This window comes from Mesorhizobium sp. C395A (genome assembly GCF_030323205.1).
In the GTDB taxonomy this organism is placed as follows: Bacteria; Pseudomonadota; Alphaproteobacteria; order Rhizobiales; family Rhizobiaceae; genus Mesorhizobium.
In genome coordinates this window covers 2,754,809-2,774,622 of the sequence record NZ_CP100473.1, presented here as the reverse complement: position 1 = coordinate 2,774,622, position 19,814 = coordinate 2,754,809, and the positions used below count along the sequence as shown (strand labels likewise).

The following is a 19,814-nucleotide window of genomic DNA, read 5'->3' as shown; positions in this document are numbered from 1 at the left end:
GTTCTTTCTGCGCCGCTGGAGATTGGCGAAAGCCAGGATGACGGCTGATCTCCCCCCTTGTGGGGGAGATGTCCGGCAGGACAGAGGGGGGCGCTGTCCCGCCAGCGTTGCAGAGTGCCCAGGTGAGGCCACCTCGCTATGAACGAGCTGTTGACCTCACACGTCACCCCAGCGCCTCCTCGACAATCTGGCCAAGCTCCGGCGCGATCGCGGACAAATCCTCCTCGTCCTTGATAAGCACACCGATGGCTCGGCGGAAGGCTTGCGGCCATGGGCTGCCGCCTTTCTCCAGTATGGTGGCGGCGTTGGCCCATTCGACGGCCTCGGAGATGCCGGGCGGCTTGGCCAGTGGCCGCGCGCGGATCGACTGCACGGCATTCGCCACGGCGCGCGCGGTGGTCTCGGCGACATTGCCGGCGCGCAGCATGATGATGGCGGCTTCGCGCTCGGCGTCGGGATAGCCGATCCAGTGATAGACGCAACGCCGACGCAGCGCCTCCGCCAGTTCGCGGGTTCGGTTCGAGGTCAGGATGACGATCGGCTGCGCCTCGGCGCGGATCGTGCCGCGCTCAGGGATGCTGATTTGGAAATCGGAAAGGAATTCGAGAAGCAGCGCTTCGAATTCGTGGTCGGAGCGGTCGATCTCGTCGACCAGCAGCACGCGCTGCTCCGGCGCCCGCAGCACCTGCAGCAATGGCCGCGCGATCAGAAAGCGGTCGTCATAGATGTCGATCTCATGCTCGCCGGCATGGCGGATGGCGAGCAGCTGGCGCTGGTAGTTCCATTCGTAGAGCGCGTGTGCTGCGTCGATGCCTTCATAGCATTGCAGCCGCACCAGATCGCGGCCAAGCAGTTGCGCGATCGCCTTCGCAGCTTCGGTCTTGCCAACGCCGGGCGCGCCTTCCAGCAGCAGCGGCTTGCCGAGCCGTATGGCCAGGAAGATGGCGGTGGCCAGGCTGTCGTCGGCGAGGTAGCGCGATCCAGCGAGGTGGCGTGCCACCGCCTCCGGCGAGGTCGCGACAGTCTCGGCATTCGGCTCCTGCATGTCGTCCTCAGTTCGCCGCTTGCGCCTTCAGCGCGCGCAATATGCGCTCCGGTGTGATCGGCAGCGTGTCGATGCGCACGCCGACGGCGTCGAAGACGGCATTGGCAACCGCGGGGATCTGCGGGTTCGCGCACATTTCGCCTGGCCCTTTGGCACCGTAAGGACCATCCGCCGACGGCCGCTCCAGCACGATGATCTCGGTTTGGGCGAGATCGCCCGGTCCCGGCATCAGATACTGGTTGAAGTCGGTGCCGCCATGGTCGCGGTTGGGATAATAGGGCTCGGTCGTTTCGTAGAGCGCGTGGCTGATGCCCATCCAGGAACCGCCGACCAGTTGCTGCTCGACCATTTTCGGGTTCAGCGCGCGGCCGATCTCGAAGACGTTCTTGACGGTCAGCACCGTAACCTCGCCCGTCTCGTCATCGACCTCGACCTCGGCCACCGTGCAGGCATGGGCGTAGCAGGTCGACGGCTTCATCGCGCCGGTCTCTTTCTCCGGATAGGAGCGCGGGATCAGAAACATGCCGCGGCCTGAGATCGAGCGGCCGCGCTTGAAATGCGCCGACAAGGCGACGTCGAAGATCGAGATCGATTTCTGCGGCGCGCCCTTGACCAGAATATTGCCCTGGCCGTCAGTCTCAAGGTCGGAAGCGTTGACCTCCAGCTCTTCCGCTGCCACTTCCAGCATCACCTGGCGGGCTTCCTTGGCGGCCTGGATGACGGCGTTGCCGGCGCGGTGGGTGCCGCGCGAGGCGAAGGTGCCCATGCAGTGCGGACCGGTGTCGGTGTCGGCGGTGTCGATGGTAACCCGGTCCGTCGGCACGCCGATGGTCTCGGCGCAGATCTGCGCCATGATCTGCTTCAAGCCCTGACCGAGATCGACGCTGGAAAGCGTCACCATGAAATTGCCGGTCGGCGTCGAATGCACCAGCGCCTGCGTCGGGTCGCCGCCAAGGTTCATGCCCGTCGGATAGTTGATCGCGGCGACGCCGCGTCCGCGCCTTAGCGCCATCTCAAGCTCCCTTCTTGTAGGAGGACATCGCCATATACTTCTCCGCCACCGGCCAGTTGGCGGCGCGCGACGCCTCCTGCATGCACTCGATCAGCGCCGCTCCTTCGGTCGGCTGGCGATGCGCCTTCATGTCGCCATCGCGATAGGCGTTGATGAAGCGGAATTCGAGCGGGTCCATGCCGATCAGCCGCGCCAGCTTGTCCATCTGCACCTCAAGCGCGAAGTCGCCGATGGTGACGCCGAAGCCGCGCATGGCGGAGGAGGGGGTGCGGTTGGTGTAGACGCAATAAGTGTCGATCCAGACATTGGGAATGGCGTAGGGCCCGGGATAGTGCGCCGCTCCCTTCTGCGCGCCATAAGGCGAATGGCGCGAATAGGCGCCGGCATCGGTATAGCCGGTCACCTTGCGAGCCACGATGCGGCCATCGTTCATCACGCCATCCTTGATGATTATCTTTTCGGCGGCGCGCGGTGACGAGATCTGCATCTCCTCTTCGCGGCTGTAGATGAAGGAGACGGGACGTCCTGTGAGCTTGGCGCCAAGAATGGCGATCGGCTCGACGATGACGTCGACCTTGCCCCCAAAGCCGCCGCCGACAGTGCCGCCGACGAAATGCAGTTTCGAGCCTGGCATCTGCAGGATGATCGAGGCGTTGTCGAGGGTGAAGAACATCGCCTGGGTGTTGGTGTAGCAGGTGAAGCGGTCATTGCCTTCCGGCACCACGACGCAACCCGTGGTCTCGGTCGGCGCATGCTCGATCGGCGAGGACTGGTAGCTCTGTTCTAGGATGTGGTCGGCGGCAGCGAAGCCCGCCTCGACATCGCCGAAGCGCACCTTGCGGCATTCGCCACTGTCGTAGAGATAATAGTTCTGGCCGTGATATTCGTTGACCAAAGGCGCGCCGGGCTTCAGCGCTTCCTCCATGTCGAAGACGGCCGGCAGCACCTCGTAGTCGACCTTGACCTTGGCTGCCGCTTCCTGAGCCGCGCGCTCGGTCTCGGCCAGCACCGCCACCACGGCCTCGCCCTTCCAGCGCACCTTGCCGTCGGCCAGCACCGTCTCGTCCTCCGGCCCGACCTGGATCAGGATCAGGATGGTGTAGACATTGTGCGGCACATCCTTGGCGGTGAGGATTTTCACCACGCCGGGATGCTTCTCCGCTTCGGAAGTGTCGATCGAACGGATGCGGGCATGGTGGTGCGGACTGCGCACCATTTTCAGGTGAAGCATATTCGGGAAGGTGCGGTCGGCGAAATAGGCGGTCTTGCCCGTCACATGTCCCGGCGAATCCAGCCGAGGCCGCCCATGGCCGATCTCGTGCAGGCCGTCCTTGCGCTGATCGGCGAAATAGTTTTTGCGCAGTTCCATTCTTTTGATCCTTAGGCCGCGTTCTGCGAATTGGCTCGGGCCGCCGTCAGCACCGCCTGGATGATCGGCTCGTAGCCGGTGCAGCGGCAGATATTGCCGGACAGCGCCTCGACCACATCCTCGCGGCTCGGATTGGGGGTATGGTCGAGCAGCACCTTGGCGGCCATGATCATGCCCGGCGTGCAGAAGCCGCATTGTGTGGCGAAGGCGTCGAGGAAGGCACGCTGCAGCGGATGCAGGACGCCGGCCTCGGCGAGGCCCGATGTGGTGCGAATGTCGGCGCCGCCGCAGGTCTCGGCCAGGGTCAGGCAAGAGAGCCGGAGTTCGCCGTCGATGATGACCGAACAGGCGCCGCAGGTGCCCTGGTGGCATCCGCCCTTGGGCGAGGTGTCGCCGATCTTGTCGCGCAGCGCGTGCAGCAGTGTCGTGCCGCTGTCGACAAATTCGGCCTTCTCCGAGCCGTTGAGCGTGAACTGAACCGGAACCTTTGCCATGTTTTCCTCCCAACGCGCCTGCCCGATTGATCGGACAGACGCGCGCCCCCCAAGCGGTGGTTAAGTAAGCAGCAGCCGGCCGAGATGGACCGGCAGAACCTCGGCGCGATACCAGGCGCTGGCGATCGGGTCGGTGATTGGCGAAGTGCCTTCACCGGCTGCAGCCAGCGCCGCTGCGGCGCCGTCCTGGTCAAGCCTGCTGCCGATCAGTGCCTTTTCCGCAGCACGGGCGCGCATCGGCCGGTCTGCCATGCAGCCGAGCGCGATCCGCGCCGAGGAGACAGTGCCGTCGCCGGCCTGTTCCAGAACGGCGGCGATGCTGAGCGCGGAGACGCCCTTCGGCTTGACCCGCGACACTTTCAGGAAGCGGAAATTCTCGGCCTTCGGCAATGCGAAGGCGACTGATGTGACGATGGCGCGGCTGTCGTCCCGCCTGGCCAGAAAATCCTCGATAGGCAATTCCCCATCATCGGTGCCGACCGTCGCATCCAACGCCAGCAGGGCGACAGCGAAATCACCGTAGGGCGCGGGTGCGAACAGATTGCCGCCGACAGTCGCCATATTGCGGATCGCCGGGCCGCCGACGGCGCGCGCAGCCTTGGACAGCGCCGCAAGCTCCGGATGGCGGGCGATGGCCGCCATTGTCACCGAAGCGCCGATGCGGACCTTGCCGCCGGCAACGGTGATCCCGGAGAGGGTCGGATCGGTCGAGCGGACGAGGCCGGTGACGGAGACATCGCCTTCATTGGCGGCGCGCACGACCAGCGTGCCGCCGCCGAGATAGCGGGTGCCGGGCGCCTTCAGCGCCGCGTTGGCATCCCTGACGGCCGAAAAGGTCTGGAGGGCAAGCGCCATGGCAGTCTCCCCTGACTCAGCTCTGGCCAGAAAAATGGCTCTTCAACGCATTGAAGCCACCCTGGAAGACATTGGCGGCCATGCCGGCGGCGATCTTGTCGGCCTCTTCGGGCGCCGCGTCGAAAGTTGCGGTCCATTCGGCATAGGTGCGGTCGCCGTCGGTCACGCGGCGCAATTGCAGCGTCGCCTTGTGATTGGTCAGCGGCTGCGGCGTTTCGAGGATAGAATAGCTGACGCGGAAATCCGCATCGGAGAAGTCGAGCAGTTTTTCGCGGATACGCGCGCCGCTGGCGAGCTCGAAATTACGCACGCAGCCGATGGTTTCGGCGCTCTTGCCGTCTTCGATATGGCTCTTGACCATGCGCGGATGCCAGCCCGGCAGGTCATTGAAGTCGCGTATGCGCGCCCAGACCTTTTCGACCGGCGCCTCGATGACGCTGGAGACGGTGACTTCAGCCATATGGATCATTCCCCTACGAATTCGTTACGCTGCAGGGTAGGGCGGCGGCCGGCGCTGCGCTTATCAATGGGTCTTGCGGCCCTATCAAGGAGTCTGAAAAAGAACGGCCCGTTCAGGCCATGGCACGCGCCGCTTCGCGGTAAAGCGTCGGCGGCACGCCGACATGGTCGCGGAAGAAGCGCGAGAAATTGCCCTGGGTGGTGAAGCCGAGATTGCAGGCGACCGAGATCAGCGGCTCCTGCGACCACTGCAGCTGCCGCACGGCTTCCTCCATGCGCAGCGTGTTCCAGTAGACATTGGGCGTCAAATTGGTCTGTTCCTTGAACAAAGCGAAGAAATGCGGCCGCGACAAGCCAACGCTGCGGGCGACGTCGTCGAACGAGATGCGTTCGCAGACATTGGCCTTCATCAGCTGGATTGCCTTGCGGACGCGAAAGTCCTGCATGGTGTTGATGCGGATGCGTACCTCCGGCGGCGCCGAGGCGTCGGCGGCGTCGAGCACGCTATCGATGAAGCGCTCGATCTCGTAATTGGCGACGTCGTCGATGCTTTCATTTTCGCTCAAATGGTCGAGCAGATTGGCGGCGGCCTGGTGCAGCCATGGTTCGAGCGTGATTGCGGCCTGTGCAAACAACGGCGCCGACGAAGGCAGGTCGCGGCGCCGGCGCGCCCAATCCGGATCGATGTAGAAGGCGAGGAACAGGCCGGGCCTGCCGTTCTGCGACAGAATGTGGCTGTGCGGCTGGTAGGAATTGATGCCGGCGGCGGTGCCGGGACCCAGCGGCACCGTCTCGCGGCCGACGGTCATCTCGCCGGCCGTGCCCTCCAGCCAGATGATGATGTGGGCCTCGACATGCGCATGGGTGACGAAGTCGCTGGCGACATTCAGGACAGAAACATGTCCGAACCGGCCCCAATAGAGCCTGATCGCGTCCGTCATGGGTATACCTCCCGCAGACGACTGGCCTCCCTTCGCCTGCAACGGGATTGTGCGGCTGAGTTCGGGGTCGCGTCAAGGCTGGGAGGTGTGGTGAGCTTGGGGGGCCGCTTATGCCGACGGATTTTCAGACTGAGCGATAGGGTTTCCCGTCAAACCGAAGCCGTCATGCCGCCGTCGACATAAAGCGTATGGCCGTTGACGAAGGACGAGGCGTCGGAGGCGAGGAACACGGCGGCGCCGATCAGTTCGTCGACATACCCCCAGCGGCCGGCCGGCGTGCGCTTTTCCAGCCAGGCGGAGAATTCCTGGTTGTCGACCAGCGCCTGGTTCATCTCGGTGCGGAAATAGCCGGGGGCGATGGCATTGACCTGCAAGCCGTATTTCGCCCAGTCGGTGCACATGCCACGTGTCAAATTGCGGATTGCGCCCTTGGTGGCCGTATAGGGCGCGATGTTGGGCCGGGCGAGTTCGCTCTGCACCGAGCCGATGTTGATGATCTTGCCCTTGCCGCGCGCGATCATATTGCGGGCGACCGCCTTGCCGGCATGGAAGGCGCCGGAGACATTGGTCTTGAACAGCCGCTCCCACTGCTCCTCGGGAAAGTCCTCGAGCGGAGCGCGGAACTGCACGCCGGCATTGTTGATCAGGATGTCGATGGCGCCGATCTCGGCCTCGATGCGGGCGACATCGGCATCGACCGCGCGAAAATCCGTCACGTCGAAGGTCGAGGGGTGCGCTTTGAAGCCAGCGTCGCGCAAGCCGGCGACAGCACCGGCAACCTTGCCGGCATCGCGGCCGTTGAGCACGACACTTGCGCCATGCTCGGCAAGGCCGCGCGCCAGCGCCAGGCCGATGCCCTGGCCGGAGCCGGTGATCAGCGCCAGCCGGCCGTTGAGCTCGAACAGGGATTTCGATGTCAAGGCAACGGTTTCCAGCCGAAAGGTTCAGTCCAAAAACATTCAGTCATTGCGCCTGAAGTTGCGGATCCGGTCGAACAGCACCGCGAGCAGGATGGCGCCGCCGATGAACACGCCTTGCCAGAAAGCATTGATGCCGAGCAGACCAAGGCTGTTGCGGATCACTTCGATGAGCGCGGCACCGACAATAGCGCCGAAGGCGGTGCCGACGCCGCCGGCGAGATTGGCGCCGCCAATGACCGTGGCGGCGATGACCTGCAGTTCCATGCCGGTTCCGAGATTGGTGGTGACGGCGCCCAGCCATCCGGTCTGGATGATGCCGGCAATGCCCGCCGCCAGCGCCGAGATCATATAGACGGCGACCTTGATCTGCTTGACGGGAACGCCGGTCAGCGTCGCCGCGTGCTCATTGCCGCCAATGGCGAAGATGTGGCGGCCAAACTTGGTCCAGCGCAGCGTGAAGCCGGTGATCAGCGCCAAAAGGATCATGTAGAGCACCGGATTGGCGATGCCGAACACCCATGCACCGCCGCCCAGCGCCAGAAGCTTGTCGTGATCCGGGCCGAACTGGAAGACGACGGTGTTGTTGGAGGCGACCATGGCGAGGCTGCGGGCAATCGACAGCATACCGAGCGTCACCACGAAGGGTGGAAAGCCGAGATAGGCGATCATGATGCCGTTGAAGGCGCCTATGGCGAGCGCGGTGGCGATCGAGGCGAGGATGCCGACCTCGATGGAGTAGCCGGCATGCATGGTGACGGCCAGCACCATCGACGACAGGCAGAGCACCGAACCGACCGACAGGTCGATGCCACCTGTGATGATGACGAAGGTCATGCCGAGCGCGATGATGGCGACGAAGGTGATGTTGCGGGTGATGTTGTAAAGGTTCTTCGACGTGGCGAAGGCGTCGGTGGCAAAAGACAGGAACAGGCAGGCCAGGATGACCGCGATCACCACCCAGAAGGTCTGGCTGGCAAACAGTCTTGCCGGCAAGGATTGCTGCTTTTGTTCGATCGGCTGGTCAATTGTCAGTGCCATCGTCGACCTTCATGTGCTGTGCGTGGTGAAATTCGCTGAGATCAAACCTGTTCGATGGCGCCGGTGATCAGCCCGGTGACTTCCTCGGGCGAACTTGACGCAATCGTCTTGTCGGCGACCTTGCGGCCGCGCCGCATGACGATGACGCGGTCGGCGACGGTGAACACGTCAGGCATGCGGTGGCTGATCAGCACCACTGCGATGCCCTGGTCGCGCAAATGGCGGATCAGGTTCAGCACTTCGGCGACCTGGCGCACCGAGATCGCGGCCGTCGGTTCGTCCATCAACACGATCTTCGCCTGCGACAGCATGGTGCGCGCGATCGCTACTGCCTGGCGCTGGCCGCCCGACATCTGCTTGACGAGGTCGCGCGGACGGGTCTCGGACTTCAACTCGGCGAAGAGCTGGCCGGCGCGCTTGTACATGGCGGCATAGTCGAGGATGCGTAAAGGGCCGAAGCCGCGGCGCAATTCACGGCCGAGATAGACATTGGCGGCAGCGGTCAGATTGTTGCACAGCGCCAGGTCCTGGTGGACGATCTCGATGCCGTGCTGGCGAGCTTCCGCCGGCTTGTGCAGGATCAACTCCTTGCCGTCCATGCGCATGACGCCATGGCTGGGGCGGAAATTGCCGGCGATCATCTTGACCAGCGTCGACTTGCCGGCGCCGTTGTCGCCCATCAGGCCGACCACCTGTCCGGGCTCGATCGACAGCGATACGTCGTTGACCGCCTGGATGGCGCCGAAATGCCTCGAGATATTGGTGAGTTCGAGAACCGCCACCAGTCTTTGCCTCCCCGTGTTTTGCGACCCGCTGCTGTTCCCGGCGTGAATGCCGGCGCTGCTTTGGCCCCGCTCTCCCCATCTCCTCCCGGAAACAGCGTCAGCGTTCTTTTACGCAAAAGCCGGCGCTCGTCAATCAATTGTCGGACGAATTGAAGCCTTGGTTATCCAAAAATCCGTTTTGTAGGACAAATAGCATTGACGTTGGCCGCAAGCCGATATTAGCTAAGCGTCGGAGGAGATTATGCCGATGCCGCTGGCGGTTAGCCGGGCGGAATCGGCGGAGGTTTATCGGTCGAGGTTGCGGCGCCACCCATGTGTTGAGCCGGGCCAATGCCGCATCTGGAAATGCTTATCGATCTGTCTTGGCGACACGAGTGCTCGTGAAACGAACCTCGGTCATCAAGCATCCGGTCGATCTGTGTGGCGGGCACGCCGTGTCCGTCTGTTTCAAGGGAGGACTGACATGAGGAAAACACTTTTGCTCGCCGCCGTCGCCGCCATGGCGCTGGGCGCCGGGCCGGCTTTGGCCAAGAAACAGCTCGTCATCGTGGTGAAGGGTCTCGACAATCCATTCTTCGAAGCCATCCACCAGGGCTGCGAGAAATGGAACAAGGAAAATGCCAGCTCGGAATATGAATGCTTCTACACCGGCCCGGCATCGACCTCCGACGAGGCCGGCGAGGCGCAGATCGTTCAGGACATGCTGAGCAAGGCCGACACGGTGGCAATGGCGATTTCGCCATCCAACGCGCCGCTGATCGCTCAGACGATCAAGACCGCCAATCCGACGATCCCGATCATGACGCTCGACGCGGATCTCAGCAAGGAAGATGCCGCGTTGCGCAAGACCTATCTCGGCACCGACAACTATTTGATGGGTCACAAGATCGGCGAGTACATCAAGAAGGGCAAGCCGAACGGCGGCACGATCTGTACCATCGAAGGCAATCCCGCGGCCGACAACATCCTGCGCCGGGCGCAGGGCATGCGTGACGCGCTGTCGGGCAAGGAAGGCCTGGCGGCACTTGCCGGCGAAGGCGGCTGGACCGAAGTTGCCGGTTGCCCGGTGTTCACCAATGACGACGGCGCCAAGGGCGTTCAGGCGATGACCGACATCCTCGCCGCCAATCCCAAGCTCGATGCCTTCGGCATCATGGGCGGCTGGCCGCTGTTTGGCGCACCGCAGCCCTATCGCGACCTGTTCGGGCCGCTCAAGGACCGTATCGCCAACAACGACTTCGTCATCGGCGCCGCCGATACGATCGGCGATGAAGTGGCGATCGCCCGTGACGGCCTGGTGACTGCTCTGGTCGGTCAGCGGCCGTTCGAAATGGGCTACAAGGCACCGTCGGTGATGATCGACCTGGTCGAAGGCAAGGCCGTCGCCGATCCGGTGTTCACCGGCCTCGACGAATGCACCAAGGACACGGTCGACACCTGCATCCAGAAGTAGGTTCTCGATTTCGGGGCGCCCTTTGACGGGCGCCCCGTCTCTTCCCGAACGGACGCAACGGTTGGGGCAGCAGGCTCCGGCTTTGACGCGCCTGTAGTTTGGATTTTCGGCAACGAGATCGGCGCGCCGTGCAGGTTCGGACCAGTCCGGACGCAGACGGCCGACGCATTGGAACGTGAATGCCGGACGAGAAATCAAAGAAGCGAACCGAGCGGGCCAAGGCACAAGCCAGCCGCGGCCCGGCTGTCATGCGCAGGGCCGGTGCCGCGCATTTTCCGGGAGCGAGCGTCCATGTCTCGCTGGCCGGCGAGATCGGCCTCAGAATCGTGCGCGGCGATTATCCGCCCGGCACGATTCTGCCCAACGAGGCCAAATGGGCCGAGACCTTCGATGTCAGTCGTTCGGCGGTGCGCGAAGCCATCAAGATGCTGATGGCCAAAAGCCTGCTGGCTTCACGGCCCAAGATCGGCAGCTGGGTCGAGCCCAGGGAACGCTGGAACCTGCTCGACCGCGATGTGCTGGCCTGGTACGCGACCGGGCCGGACCGGGAGGCCTTCCTGCGCACGGTGCAGGAGTTCCGTCACATCATTGAGCCGGAAGCGTCGGCCTTTGCCGCCACGCGGCGCAGCGACGAGCAGATGGACGAGATCAGCCAGGCCTGTCGTGAGATGGGCGAGGCTTTGAACCTGCAGGAGCGTATCCGCGCCGATACGCGTTTTCACCTCGCCATATTGCGCGCCTCGGGCAACGATCTGCTGGTGCCGCTTGGCGTTCTGATCGAGTCGGCGCTCGATCATCTCTTTGTCTTCGTCACACGCGAGACCAGCGATCAGCGGCGGGCGCAGGCGCTGCATGAGGCGATCGAGAAGAACATCCGCCTGCAGCGTCCTGCGGCCGCGCGCAATGCGGTGCACAAACTGCTCGCCAACACCGACGATGTTATCGGCCGGTCGAGGCGCTGACACAGGCTTTTCGCCGCCTTCAAATCGTCTGCTTCTTGCCGTCCTTGCTGGGCATCAGGTCGACGCCGTTGACCTTGCCGATATATGTCGCCAGCATCGGCACGAATTGCTCGGCCGGGCCAGTGGCATGGGCACCGGCGAAGGAGTTCTTGGTGGCGTTGCCGAGCGGGTTGGCGATGCCGGCCGCGCCCGCCATCGATTCCAGATAGGTCAGGTCCTTGAAGGCGTTGGCGATGGTGAATTTATGTGCGTCGCGGTCGCCCTCCAGCGTCCAGCGCATGAAGGTCTGGTAGAAGCCGCAATCCATGCGGCCGTTGCGGATGACGCTGTCGAAACGCGGTGGCGAGATGCCGACCTTTTCGGCCAGCGCCAGCGCCTCGGAATAGATCGCGGCATAGCCCAGCGAGATGAAGTTGTTGAGCAGCTTCATGCGGTGGCCGTCACCTGTATCGCCAATATGGACGATGCGGCCGGCCCAGGTTTCGATGACCGGCTTCACACGGGCAAACAGCGCGTCGGGCGCGCCGACCATGGCGTCGAGCGTGCCTTCCCAGGCTTCCTTCGGCGTGCGGCTGAGCGGTGCATCGACGAAGTCGACGCCGATCTCCTTCAGTTCCGCCGCCAGCGCCACGGTCGAGACCGGATCGGCGGTCGAGCAATCGACGACAACCGAGCCTCTTTTCAGGCCCTCCTTGAGGCCGCCGGGGCCACGGATGATGGCTTCGACCTCGCGCGAGCCGGTGACGCAGATGAAGACGATATCGGATGCCGCTGCCACCTCACGCGAGGTGGCCACTTCCTTCGCACCGCGGCCAGCCAAGTCTTCCGCCGGCTTGCGGTTCTTGCGGCCGAGGAAGGTCAGGCCATAGCCCTTGTCGACGATGTTCTTGGCAATGCCGTGCCCCATCAGGCCAAGGCCGATAAAGCCGATCTTTTCGCTCGCGGCGGTCGTGGTCATGTCTTGAAGTCCTGTTGCGATGATTGATATTGGGCGCCGCCGTCTTGCGGGCGAGGGTGGTTGCAGAATGCCATATTGTCTGACAATACACAGAAATCCTAGGCATTGGAGACGAAAATGACGAAGCGGATCATGTTCACCGGCGGCAGCGGCAAGGCCGGTCGCCATGTCGTGCAATATCTGATCGAACAGGGCTGCCAGGTGCTCAACATCGACACCAAGCCGCTCGACAATCCCAAGGTACGCACGCTGATCACCGACATCACCGACAGCGGCCAGGTGTTCAACGCGCTGTCGAGCTATATGGGTCTGCACGAATTCGACCCGTCGCTGCGCCCGCAGCCGGTCGATGCCGTGGTGCATTTCGCCGCCATACCGCGCATCATGATCACGACCGACAATGAGGCGTTCCGCATCAATGCGATGGGCACCTACAACGTCATCGAGGCGGCGGTGAAGCTCGGCATCCCGAAGGTGGTGATCGCGTCCAGCGAGACCACCTACGGCGTGGTGTTCGCCAACGAGCCGCGCGATCCCAAATATTTCCCACTCGACGAAGAATACGACGTCGATCCGATGGACAGCTATGCTCTGTCCAAGGTCGTCAACGAGCACACGGCGCGCGCCTTTGCGCAGCGCAACGGCACCGATATCTATGCCTTGCGCATCGGCAACGTCATCGAACCGCACGAATATTCGCTGTTTCCGAAGTGGTTTGCCGATCCGGGCTTTCGCAAGCGCATCGCCTGGAGCTATGTCGACGCGCGCGATCTCGGCCAGATCACGCTGCGCGCCGTTGAAACGGACGGGCTCGGCTTCCAGGTGTTCAACGCCGCCAATGACGACACCTCGTCCGACCTGCCGACGGCCGAACTTTTGAAGCGGTTTTACCCCGACGTGCCGGTCAAGGCGGATCTCGGCGAATATGAAACGCTGCTCTCGAACCGCAAGGCCAGGGACATGCTCGGCTTCCGTCCCGAGCACAGCTGGCGCAAATACGTCAAATAGGGCTGGCAAATTGGGCTTTGGGGCAAGGTTGTAACCTGATCTGTGCACAGCCGCAGGCTTTGCCGTCTGCGCCCGGCACTCTGCTTGACAGCTTTCGAAATCCGGACTTTGTGGACGCATGAGGGACGGAAAGCCGAATAAGGGAACGAAGCCTGAAAAGGGGGCATCCGCCGAGCGCCCAGCGGCCCTTCGCCGGGCTGACGCGACCCGGATGCCCGGCACCAGCGTGCATGCCTCACTGGCCAGCGAAATCGGGCTTCGGATCGTGCGCGGCGACTATCCGCCGGGCACCATCCTGCCCAATGAAGCCAAATGGTCCGAAACCTTCAACGTCAGCCGCTCGGCGGTGCGTGAGGCGATCAAGATGCTGATGGCCAAAAGCCTTCTGGCATCGCGCCCCAAGATCGGCAGCTGGGTGGAGCCCAGGGAGCGCTGGAACCTGCTCGATCGCGATGTGCTCGCCTGGTACGCGACCGCGCCCGACCGTGAGGTGTTCCTGAAGACGGTGCAGGAATTCCGCCATATCATCGAGCCGGAAGCGACTGCCTTCGCCGCCATGCGCCGCACCGAGGAGCAGATGGCCGAGATCAGCCAGGCCTGCCGCGAGATGGGCGAGGCGCCGAGCCTGCAGGAGCGCACGCGCGCCGATACGCGTTTCCATCTGGCCATCCTGCGCGCCTCCGGCAACGATCTGCTGGTGCCGCTCGGCGTGCTGATCGAATCCGCCTTCGATCATCTGTTCACCTATACGACGCGCGAACTCGACGATCTGCAGCATGCACAGCAACTGCACGAGGCGATCGAGAAGGCCATCCGCCTGCAGCGGCCGGAGGCGGCCCGCAACGCGGTGCGCAAGCTGCTCGCCAATACCGACGGCGTCATCAACACCCGGTAGGATATGCTGATATTCAGGTGAGGCCGGCCTGCAAACGCCGGCTTTCGCGCTTCACGTACTTAAGTACGCTCCGCTCCGGTTCTCGAACCCAATGTTTTCGGCGCGGCCTGACCTGAATCTCAACACATCCTGCGAGCGCTCAGCCGGCCTGCGAAGTGGCCAAATGCTGCCTGGTCAGCGCGATCAGCAGCGCCTGGTCGCGCGCGGCGTGCTCGGGGCGGTTGACCACCTCGTCGCCATTGACGATCGCACCCCAGAAGCCGCGCAGTTCCTCGACGAAGGCTTCGCCGTAGCCGGCGCGCAGATCCTTCGTCGACAGTGTGTGGCCGTCCGAGGTCTTCACAGTCAGCCGGGTCGGGTGATGGTTGAGCCAGGGCGAGGGGAATTCGAGCTCGAGGCTGGCAGCGTCGAAGAACAGCGTGATGCGTTCCTTGTAGTCGGCGAGCTTCGGCACGGTGAGATGCGTCATCGTCCACAGCGCCTGGCCGTCGAGCAGTTTTACTGCGCCCTGGCCGCCATCGCCATTGGCGAAGATCTGCGCGCCGACAACCTCGCCCTCCGGCACGCCGAGTGCGTCGAGCAGGCCATGCACGGCATTCACATCGTGAATCAAGGCGGAGCTGTAAGCGGCGGTAAATCCACGGAAAGCCAGATCGGTCATGGGCTGGCCCAACGCGCGCTCGACCTGTTGTTTCTGCCTGGCTTGCGCGGCGGCAATCAGCTCCTCGGGAATGTCGTTGCCGCGCTTGTAGCGCTGGTGCGCGATGAACGGCCAGGCATCGGGATCATTGACCTCGACCGAGACGGACCGCAGCGTCTTTGCCGTGCCGGGCAGCGAGGCCAGCGCCAGCCGGTAGCTCGGATCGAAGCGCTTCATATAGCCGACCTGCATGACCTTGCCGGCCTTGTCGCGCGCGGCGATGATCTCGGCGATTTCCGCCGGCGAATAGCAGAGCGGCTTTTCGCAGAAGACATGCAGGCCGCGCCCCAGTGCGGCCAGCACCTGCTCGTGATGCAGCGGGTCGGGCGAGCCGATCACGACGGCGTCGAGCTTATGGTCGAACAGTTGCTCCGGCGTTTCGAAATTGGCGATGCCGTGAACTTCGCTGACATATTCCCGCGAAATCCTTGACGGGTCGGCGACGCCGACCAGTTCGAACAGGTCGCCGAGCCGCAACAGATTCGGAATATGCTCGACCTGCGAGATCATGCCGGCGCCGATAACGCCAACCCGTATCCTGCTCATGCTGCTAAAACTCTCTGCAAAGTGTTCCAGGCTCAGGGTGCGCCGGCCGGCCGATTGCCGATCTGCGCCAACAGCCCGGCAATCTCAGCTTCCACCGCCTTCAGATCCTCGCCGCCCGACATGATGGAAATCACCTCGTCGCGCGAGATCTCGGACTTTGCGTATGTGCCGCGATTGCGGCCGCGGTTGAGCAGCGTGAAAGTGTCACCGACAGGGTAGGCGTGGTGGATGTTGTGGCTGATGAAGATCACCGCCAGCCCGCGCATGCGCGCCTCGATGATGAATTTCAGCACCATGGCCGCCTGATGCACGCCGAGCGCCGAGGTCGGCTCGTCAAGGATCAGCACCTTTGCGCCGAAGTGGACTGCGCGCGCGATTGCCACCGATTGGCGCTCGCCGCCCGACAGCGTGCCGACGGCCTGCGTCGGGTCGCGCACGTCGATGCCGATATCGGCCATCGCCTGGCGGGCAATTGTGTTGGCGCGCTCCTTGTCGAAGCGCGAGAAGGGCAGGCGGCTTCTGGTCGGCTCGCGGCCGAGGAAGAAGTTGCGCGTGATCGACATCAGCGAGATCATGCCGAGGTCCTGGAAGACCGTCGCGACGCCGAGGTCCTGCGCGTCGCGCGGGCTGCGGAAGGTGACGGGCTTGCCGTCGACGAAAATCTCGCCCTTGGTCGGCCGGTGCACGCCCGACAGAACCTTGATCAGCGTCGATTTGCCGGCGCCGTTGTCGCCCAGCAGGCAGTGCACCTCGCCGGGATAGACCTTGATGTCGATATCCTGCAGCGCGCGCACCGAGCCGAAATTGACCGACACACCTCGCAATTCCATGGCTGGCTGGATGGCGGGGGACGGGTTTGGGTAGGTCATTTGCCGCCTCCGCGTCCGAGCGCCTTGAGGCGGATGTAGTTGTTGACCAGCACGGCCATCAAAATGACGATGCCGAGGAAGACCTTGAACCAGTCGGTGTCGATGCCGGTGTAGAAGATGCCCATCTGCACCAGGCCGAAGATCAGCGCGCCGAACAGCACGCCATAGACGGTGCCGTAGCCGCCGGTGAGCAGCACGCCGCCGATGACCGCGGCGATGATCGCCTCGAATTCCTTGAGCAGGCCGCGCGTGGTGTCGGCGGAGCCGGCCTCCATCACCTGGATGGTGGCAAGCAAGGTCGCGGCACAGGCGGTGTAGATGAACAGCGCGATCTTAACCCGGTCGACCGGAACGCCGACATTGCGGGCGGCATTGAGGTCGCCGCCGGTAGCAAAAATCCAGTTGCCGTATTTGGTCTGGGTAAGGACATAGCCGGCAAGCGCGGTAAGCCCCAGCCACCAGACGATCGACATCGGAATGCCGACGACGAAGGGAATGCCGTCGGTGCGGGTGGCGATCCAGCCTTGCGTGCCCATCCATTGGAAGAAGCCGGTCAGGAGATGGCCGTTGAACAGGCCCGCGGTTGCCGGGTCCGGTGCGCCGTCGAGGATGTAGGGGATCTGCGTGCGGCCGGTGACGGCGCGGGTAATGCCGATCGACAGGCCGCGCAGGATGTAGAGCGACGCCAGCGTCACGATGAAGGAGGGCAGGCGGGTCTTCACCACGATCAGGCCGTTGACGTAGCCGGTGAGGATGGCGACAGCGAAGGCGCAGGCGATGCCGCCCCACAGCGGCAGGCCCCAATATTTCACCGTCAGTCCGATGACGACGCCGGCGAAGCCGACCATCGAGCCGACGGAGAGATCGAACTCGCCGGCGATGATGAGAAGGGCTGCGGCCGTGGCGATGATGCCGAGTTCGGCTGCCAGCGTCAGGAAGGTCATCGACCCCTGCAGCGAATAGAGGTTCGATGCACCCGGCAGCAGGGCGAAGATGATAATGGTGGCGATGAGGCCGCCGGCGGCACCGGCTTCGGGCCGGCGAAGCCATTGAGTCAGCCGGCCGGTGCTGGCCAGCCGTTCGTCAGCACCGGCCGCCCGTTTCGACATCATGCCGAAACGGTCCTTGCCCAGTACCCCGGGCGCCGGCGCTTCTGGAGGTATCGCCTTGTCTTCCACAACAGCCATTAGGCTCCCCAATCGCTCACTTCGCAATCTCGACCAGAGACGGGGAGCGCATGGCGGCTCCCCGATCCGTTTTGGTCTTGCCTTAGCGGATGCCGTCCTTGGCGAGCGCTAGGATCGCCTTGGCCTTGTCGGGCGAGTCGATGAACAGCGGGCCGGTGTAGGCGTTGTTCTGCGGCCAGAAGCCATGTGTGGCATGCTCGACCAGATAGATCACCGGCAGGTATCCCATCAGATATTGCTGTGCGTCCATGCCGAAGCCCATTTCGCCGGCGACGACGGAATCCAGGACTTCGGGGCTGATGTCGAAGGTGTAGAGCTTGATCTTGCCGAACAATTCCTTCTGCCGGAAGAACGGGATCAGCGGATTGGCGGCGGTGGCGCCGAGCGCAAACACCGCCTGGGTGTCGGGATGCGCCGACAGATAGGCCTCGGTGCGGCGCTGGATGTCGGCCGGATCGGGCGACACGGTAAGCACCTCGGTGCCGCCGCCTGACGGCTTCAGCCCGTCATTCAACCCCTGGCAGCGCTGGTCGAGGCTGACATTGCCGACCTCGTGGTTGATGCAGACGACTTTGAGCGTGCCTTCCTTGGCCAGCCGCTCGCCGGCCTTCTTGCCGGAATCATATTCGGAGACGGTGCCGACATAGAGAGAGGTGCCGAGTTCGGCGCCTTCCTTCTCGCCGGAATCCAGCACGACCATCGGAATGTTGGCGGCAAGTCCGGCCTTGACCGATTTGCCGAGCGCATTGGCGTCGGCAATGGAGACGGCGATGCCGTCGGGATTGGTGGCGATGGCCGCGTCGAGCAGGCGGGCCTGCTCGACCACGTCGAACACTTGCGGCGCATAATATTCGACCTTGGCGCCGGTGAGCGCCGCCGCATCGTCGACGCCGCGCTTGACCACCGACCAGTAGGGATCGGAGGCCGAGCCATGCACCACGAAGGTGATGCGGACATCCTTGGGATCCTTCAGGCCGGCCGCTTGCACGACGCCCGCCAGCATACTCATCGAGACAAGCGCGCCGAGCGCCAGTTTCAGAACAGTCTTCATGTCATTCTCCCATTGTCGTTGCAGTTCCAATTCCCTCTTTGCGCCTCGGCCGACGGATCGGCTTACGGCGCTGACCGGGTGGCCGCTTTGCGGGCCTTTGCCGGTGTCGATGCCCCGAGCCGTGCACGAAGCTCCTCGCGCAGCGGCTTCATGCCGATGATGTCGATGTCCTGCGCGCCGAGCCAGTCGCGGAAAGCCTGGTCGCGGAAGAGTTCGTATTCCTCGGTGCGGATATAGGCGGAGCGCGGCTCGATGAGTTCCAACTCGCCCGGCGCGTTGAAGTGCAGGCAAAAGAAGGTCAGGCCTTCGCGCACCCCTTCGACCAATGCCCTGTAGGCGGGCTCTATCGGCTTGGAGCGTGGACGGCCCCAGGTCGTCTGAATCGCGGCGTCGAAGATGACAAAGCCCTTGGCCCGGGCTTCAGTGACGCCGCGCTGGAACGCCGCTTCAGTGACGCCGACCAGATTGTCGTTGGGCGAATAGGCCGACAGCGTTTTGGTCAACAGCACCGGCAGCCGATATTCCAGGCCGAGCTTGATGTAGACGTCGCAAAACTCGGGCGACAGCGCTGCCCCCATATGGGCGTCAAGATGAGTGACGTCGATGCCGGCGCGGTAGGCGGTGTCGATCTGCGCGCGAAGCTCGGTTTCCACCGCTTGCGGTGCTGCCTTGCGGCGGGTGGTTGCGACATCGGGCCAGAAATAGCCGAACTCGTCCGTCAGGCCGGCCGCGCGCGACGGCGACGTCAGCGGCCGCCATTTGTAGTGCTGCTTTTCGCTGTTCAGCGTCAGGTGGACGCCGAGATCGAGCCGGGGATCGGCGGCTGCCGCTTCGGCCATCTCAGGGAACCATGGGCACGGCACCATCACGGCGCCGGAGCTGCAGGCGCCGTGTGCGGTCAGTTCGAGGAAGGCGCTGTTGGCGCCATGGCACATGCCGACATCGTCTTCATGCAGGACGAGCTGTCGCGTCATGGACGGCCACCGTTTTGCCGGCCACCATCTTGCCGGCCACCATCTTGCCGGCACGCCGGTTTCGAGGGTCTTCCAAAGTGTGTCCCGTGCTGCATGGAACCGACCGTTTGCCCAACTGGACGCGATGGAACGCCCTATGCCGGCTTTCCGACAGGGCCACTTCGACGAATTCGGATGGGTACGATTTTCCGCGGGCCTGCATTCTGGAATGTCGATTTCATTCGATATGCCCACATTCGGCGTCAAACCCGGCCATCAAGCAACCGGGATGGCTTGGTCAGATCGCAGCGGAG

At 63.6% G+C, this 19,814-nt stretch carries 20 protein-coding genes; 4 read left to right on the top strand and 16 right to left on the bottom strand.

Going from position 1 to position 19,814, the window contains the following annotated elements:
- Positions 1–163 precede the first annotated feature (163 nt).
- The 10 genes from NLY37_RS13670 to NLY37_RS13625 all read right to left on the bottom strand — a co-directional run bounded on the left by NLY37_RS13670 (position 164) and on the right by NLY37_RS13625 (position 8,915).
- Positions 164–1,045: an AAA family ATPase gene (locus NLY37_RS13670; protein WP_023741753.1), complete on the bottom strand. Its 882-nt coding sequence runs from the start codon at positions 1,043–1,045 to the stop codon at positions 164–166.
- A 7-nt stretch (positions 1,046–1,052) separates the two neighbouring features.
- Complete coding sequence (locus NLY37_RS13665) at positions 1,053–2,057, bottom strand: xanthine dehydrogenase family protein molybdopterin-binding subunit (protein WP_023733134.1); 1,005 nt, start codon at positions 2,055–2,057, stop codon at positions 1,053–1,055.
- A 1-nt stretch (position 2,058) separates the two neighbouring features.
- Positions 2,059–3,426, bottom strand: coding sequence for a xanthine dehydrogenase family protein molybdopterin-binding subunit (locus NLY37_RS13660; protein ID WP_023741752.1), 1,368 nt, complete (start codon positions 3,424–3,426; stop codon positions 2,059–2,061).
- 11 nt (positions 3,427–3,437) lie between these two features.
- Complete coding sequence (locus NLY37_RS13655) at positions 3,438–3,920, bottom strand: (2Fe-2S)-binding protein (RefSeq protein ID WP_023673043.1); 483 nt, start codon at positions 3,918–3,920, stop codon at positions 3,438–3,440.
- Positions 3,921–3,980: 60 nt separating this feature from the next.
- The gene (locus tag NLY37_RS13650; protein ID WP_023741751.1) at positions 3,981–4,775 is read right to left on the bottom strand and encodes an FAD binding domain-containing protein; all 795 of its coding nucleotides are present in this window, start codon (positions 4,773–4,775) and stop codon (positions 3,981–3,983) included.
- Between the two features lie 16 nt (positions 4,776–4,791).
- Positions 4,792–5,235 carry an SRPBCC family protein gene (locus tag NLY37_RS13645; protein WP_023741750.1) on the bottom strand — a complete coding sequence of 148 codons (444 nt, stop codon included), beginning with the start codon at positions 5,233–5,235 and terminating at the stop codon, positions 4,792–4,794.
- A 112-nt stretch (positions 5,236–5,347) separates the two neighbouring features.
- Positions 5,348–6,175 (bottom strand): AraC family transcriptional regulator, encoded by an 828-nt coding sequence (locus NLY37_RS13640; protein ID WP_023696208.1) that lies wholly within the window; start codon positions 6,173–6,175, stop codon positions 5,348–5,350.
- Positions 6,176–6,324: 149 nt separating this feature from the next.
- Positions 6,325–7,095, bottom strand: a complete 771-nt coding sequence (locus tag NLY37_RS13635) for an SDR family oxidoreductase (RefSeq protein WP_031246147.1) — start codon at positions 7,093–7,095, stop codon at positions 6,325–6,327.
- A 39-nt stretch (positions 7,096–7,134) separates the two neighbouring features.
- The gene (locus NLY37_RS13630) at positions 7,135–8,133 is read right to left on the bottom strand and encodes an ABC transporter permease (RefSeq protein WP_023673048.1); all 999 of its coding nucleotides are present in this window, start codon (positions 8,131–8,133) and stop codon (positions 7,135–7,137) included.
- A 41-nt stretch (positions 8,134–8,174) separates the two neighbouring features.
- Positions 8,175–8,915, bottom strand: coding sequence for an ATP-binding cassette domain-containing protein (locus NLY37_RS13625; protein ID WP_023673049.1), 741 nt, complete (start codon positions 8,913–8,915; stop codon positions 8,175–8,177).
- A 466-nt stretch (positions 8,916–9,381) separates the two neighbouring features.
- Between NLY37_RS13625 and NLY37_RS13620 the strand changes: the two genes are divergently transcribed.
- A complete protein-coding gene (locus NLY37_RS13620; protein ID WP_023741748.1) occupies positions 9,382–10,371 on the top strand; it encodes a sugar-binding protein in 990 nt (329 codons plus the stop codon).
- 179 nt (positions 10,372–10,550) lie between these two features.
- Positions 10,551–11,333 (top strand): FadR/GntR family transcriptional regulator, encoded by a 783-nt coding sequence (locus NLY37_RS13615; RefSeq protein WP_023690787.1) that lies wholly within the window; start codon positions 10,551–10,553, stop codon positions 11,331–11,333.
- A 19-nt stretch (positions 11,334–11,352) separates the two neighbouring features.
- Here NLY37_RS13615 and NLY37_RS13610 read toward each other — a convergent pair whose 3' ends face one another.
- Positions 11,353–12,291, bottom strand: a complete 939-nt coding sequence (locus NLY37_RS13610) for an NAD(P)-dependent oxidoreductase (protein ID WP_023682235.1) — start codon at positions 12,289–12,291, stop codon at positions 11,353–11,355.
- 117 nt (positions 12,292–12,408) lie between these two features.
- On the opposite strand from NLY37_RS13610, the gene NLY37_RS13605 reads away from it, so the two are divergent.
- Both NLY37_RS13605 and NLY37_RS13600 read left to right on the top strand, forming a co-directional pair.
- Positions 12,409–13,299 carry an NAD-dependent epimerase/dehydratase family protein gene (locus NLY37_RS13605; RefSeq protein ID WP_023741747.1) on the top strand — a complete coding sequence of 297 codons (891 nt, stop codon included), beginning with the start codon at positions 12,409–12,411 and terminating at the stop codon, positions 13,297–13,299.
- A 118-nt stretch (positions 13,300–13,417) separates the two neighbouring features.
- Complete coding sequence (locus NLY37_RS13600) at positions 13,418–14,194, top strand: FadR/GntR family transcriptional regulator (RefSeq protein ID WP_023725423.1); 777 nt, start codon at positions 13,418–13,420, stop codon at positions 14,192–14,194.
- A 139-nt stretch (positions 14,195–14,333) separates the two neighbouring features.
- On the opposite strand, the gene NLY37_RS13595 is transcribed toward NLY37_RS13600, so the two are convergent.
- The 5 genes from NLY37_RS13595 to NLY37_RS13575 all read right to left on the bottom strand — a co-directional run bounded on the left by NLY37_RS13595 (position 14,334) and on the right by NLY37_RS13575 (position 19,521).
- Positions 14,334–15,440 carry a Gfo/Idh/MocA family protein gene (locus NLY37_RS13595; protein ID WP_023741746.1) on the bottom strand — a complete coding sequence of 369 codons (1,107 nt, stop codon included), beginning with the start codon at positions 15,438–15,440 and terminating at the stop codon, positions 14,334–14,336.
- A 32-nt stretch (positions 15,441–15,472) separates the two neighbouring features.
- Positions 15,473–16,309: an ATP-binding cassette domain-containing protein gene (locus tag NLY37_RS13590; RefSeq protein ID WP_050588413.1), complete on the bottom strand. Its 837-nt coding sequence runs from the start codon at positions 16,307–16,309 to the stop codon at positions 15,473–15,475.
- Entirely contained in the window at positions 16,306–17,421 is a 1,116-nt protein-coding gene (locus NLY37_RS13585; protein ID WP_031197030.1) for an ABC transporter permease, read from the bottom strand. Before NLY37_RS13585 ends, NLY37_RS13590 begins: the two co-directional genes overlap by 4 nt.
- A gap of 157 nt (positions 17,422–17,578) precedes the next feature.
- Positions 17,579–18,547 carry a rhizopine catabolism ABC transporter substrate-binding protein gene (locus tag NLY37_RS13580; RefSeq protein WP_023687959.1) on the bottom strand — a complete coding sequence of 323 codons (969 nt, stop codon included), beginning with the start codon at positions 18,545–18,547 and terminating at the stop codon, positions 17,579–17,581.
- Positions 18,548–18,609: 62 nt separating this feature from the next.
- Positions 18,610–19,521, bottom strand: coding sequence for a polysaccharide deacetylase family protein (locus NLY37_RS13575; RefSeq protein WP_023741744.1), 912 nt, complete (start codon positions 19,519–19,521; stop codon positions 18,610–18,612).
- Positions 19,522–19,814 lie beyond the last annotated feature (293 nt).

Excerpts from the sequence above, each read along its gene's own strand:
- NLY37_RS13670 (WP_023741753.1), bottom strand. The coding sequence starts at position 1,045 with ATGCAGGAGCCGAATGCCGAGACTGTCGCGACCTCGCCGGAGGCGGTG.
- NLY37_RS13665 (WP_023733134.1), bottom strand. The coding sequence starts at position 2,057 with ATGGCGCTAAGGCGCGGACGCGGCGTCGCCGCGATCAACTATCCGACG.
- NLY37_RS13660 (WP_023741752.1), bottom strand. The coding sequence starts at position 3,426 with ATGGAACTGCGCAAAAACTATTTCGCCGATCAGCGCAAGGACGGCCTG.
- NLY37_RS13655 (WP_023673043.1), bottom strand. The coding sequence starts at position 3,920 with ATGGCAAAGGTTCCGGTTCAGTTCACGCTCAACGGCTCGGAGAAGGCC.
- NLY37_RS13650 (WP_023741751.1), bottom strand. The coding sequence starts at position 4,775 with ATGGCGCTTGCCCTCCAGACCTTTTCGGCCGTCAGGGATGCCAACGCG.
- NLY37_RS13645 (WP_023741750.1), bottom strand. The coding sequence starts at position 5,235 with ATGGCTGAAGTCACCGTCTCCAGCGTCATCGAGGCGCCGGTCGAAAAG.
- NLY37_RS13640 (WP_023696208.1), bottom strand. The coding sequence starts at position 6,175 with ATGACGGACGCGATCAGGCTCTATTGGGGCCGGTTCGGACATGTTTCT.
- NLY37_RS13630 (WP_023673048.1), bottom strand. The coding sequence starts at position 8,133 with ATGGCACTGACAATTGACCAGCCGATCGAACAAAAGCAGCAATCCTTG.
- NLY37_RS13620 (WP_023741748.1), top strand. The coding sequence starts at position 9,382 with ATGAGGAAAACACTTTTGCTCGCCGCCGTCGCCGCCATGGCGCTGGGC.
- NLY37_RS13615 (WP_023690787.1), top strand. The coding sequence starts at position 10,551 with ATGCCGGACGAGAAATCAAAGAAGCGAACCGAGCGGGCCAAGGCACAA.
- NLY37_RS13610 (WP_023682235.1), bottom strand. The coding sequence starts at position 12,291 with ATGACCACGACCGCCGCGAGCGAAAAGATCGGCTTTATCGGCCTTGGC.
- NLY37_RS13605 (WP_023741747.1), top strand. The coding sequence starts at position 12,409 with ATGACGAAGCGGATCATGTTCACCGGCGGCAGCGGCAAGGCCGGTCGC.
- NLY37_RS13600 (WP_023725423.1), top strand. The coding sequence starts at position 13,418 with ATGAGGGACGGAAAGCCGAATAAGGGAACGAAGCCTGAAAAGGGGGCA.
- NLY37_RS13595 (WP_023741746.1), bottom strand. The coding sequence starts at position 15,440 with ATGAGCAGGATACGGGTTGGCGTTATCGGCGCCGGCATGATCTCGCAG.
- NLY37_RS13590 (WP_050588413.1), bottom strand. The coding sequence starts at position 16,309 with ATGACCTACCCAAACCCGTCCCCCGCCATCCAGCCAGCCATGGAATTG.
- NLY37_RS13585 (WP_031197030.1), bottom strand. The coding sequence starts at position 17,421 with ATGATGTCGAAACGGGCGGCCGGTGCTGACGAACGGCTGGCCAGCACC.
- NLY37_RS13580 (WP_023687959.1), bottom strand. The coding sequence starts at position 18,547 with ATGAAGACTGTTCTGAAACTGGCGCTCGGCGCGCTTGTCTCGATGAGT.
- NLY37_RS13575 (WP_023741744.1), bottom strand. The coding sequence starts at position 19,521 with ATGACGCGACAGCTCGTCCTGCATGAAGACGATGTCGGCATGTGCCAT.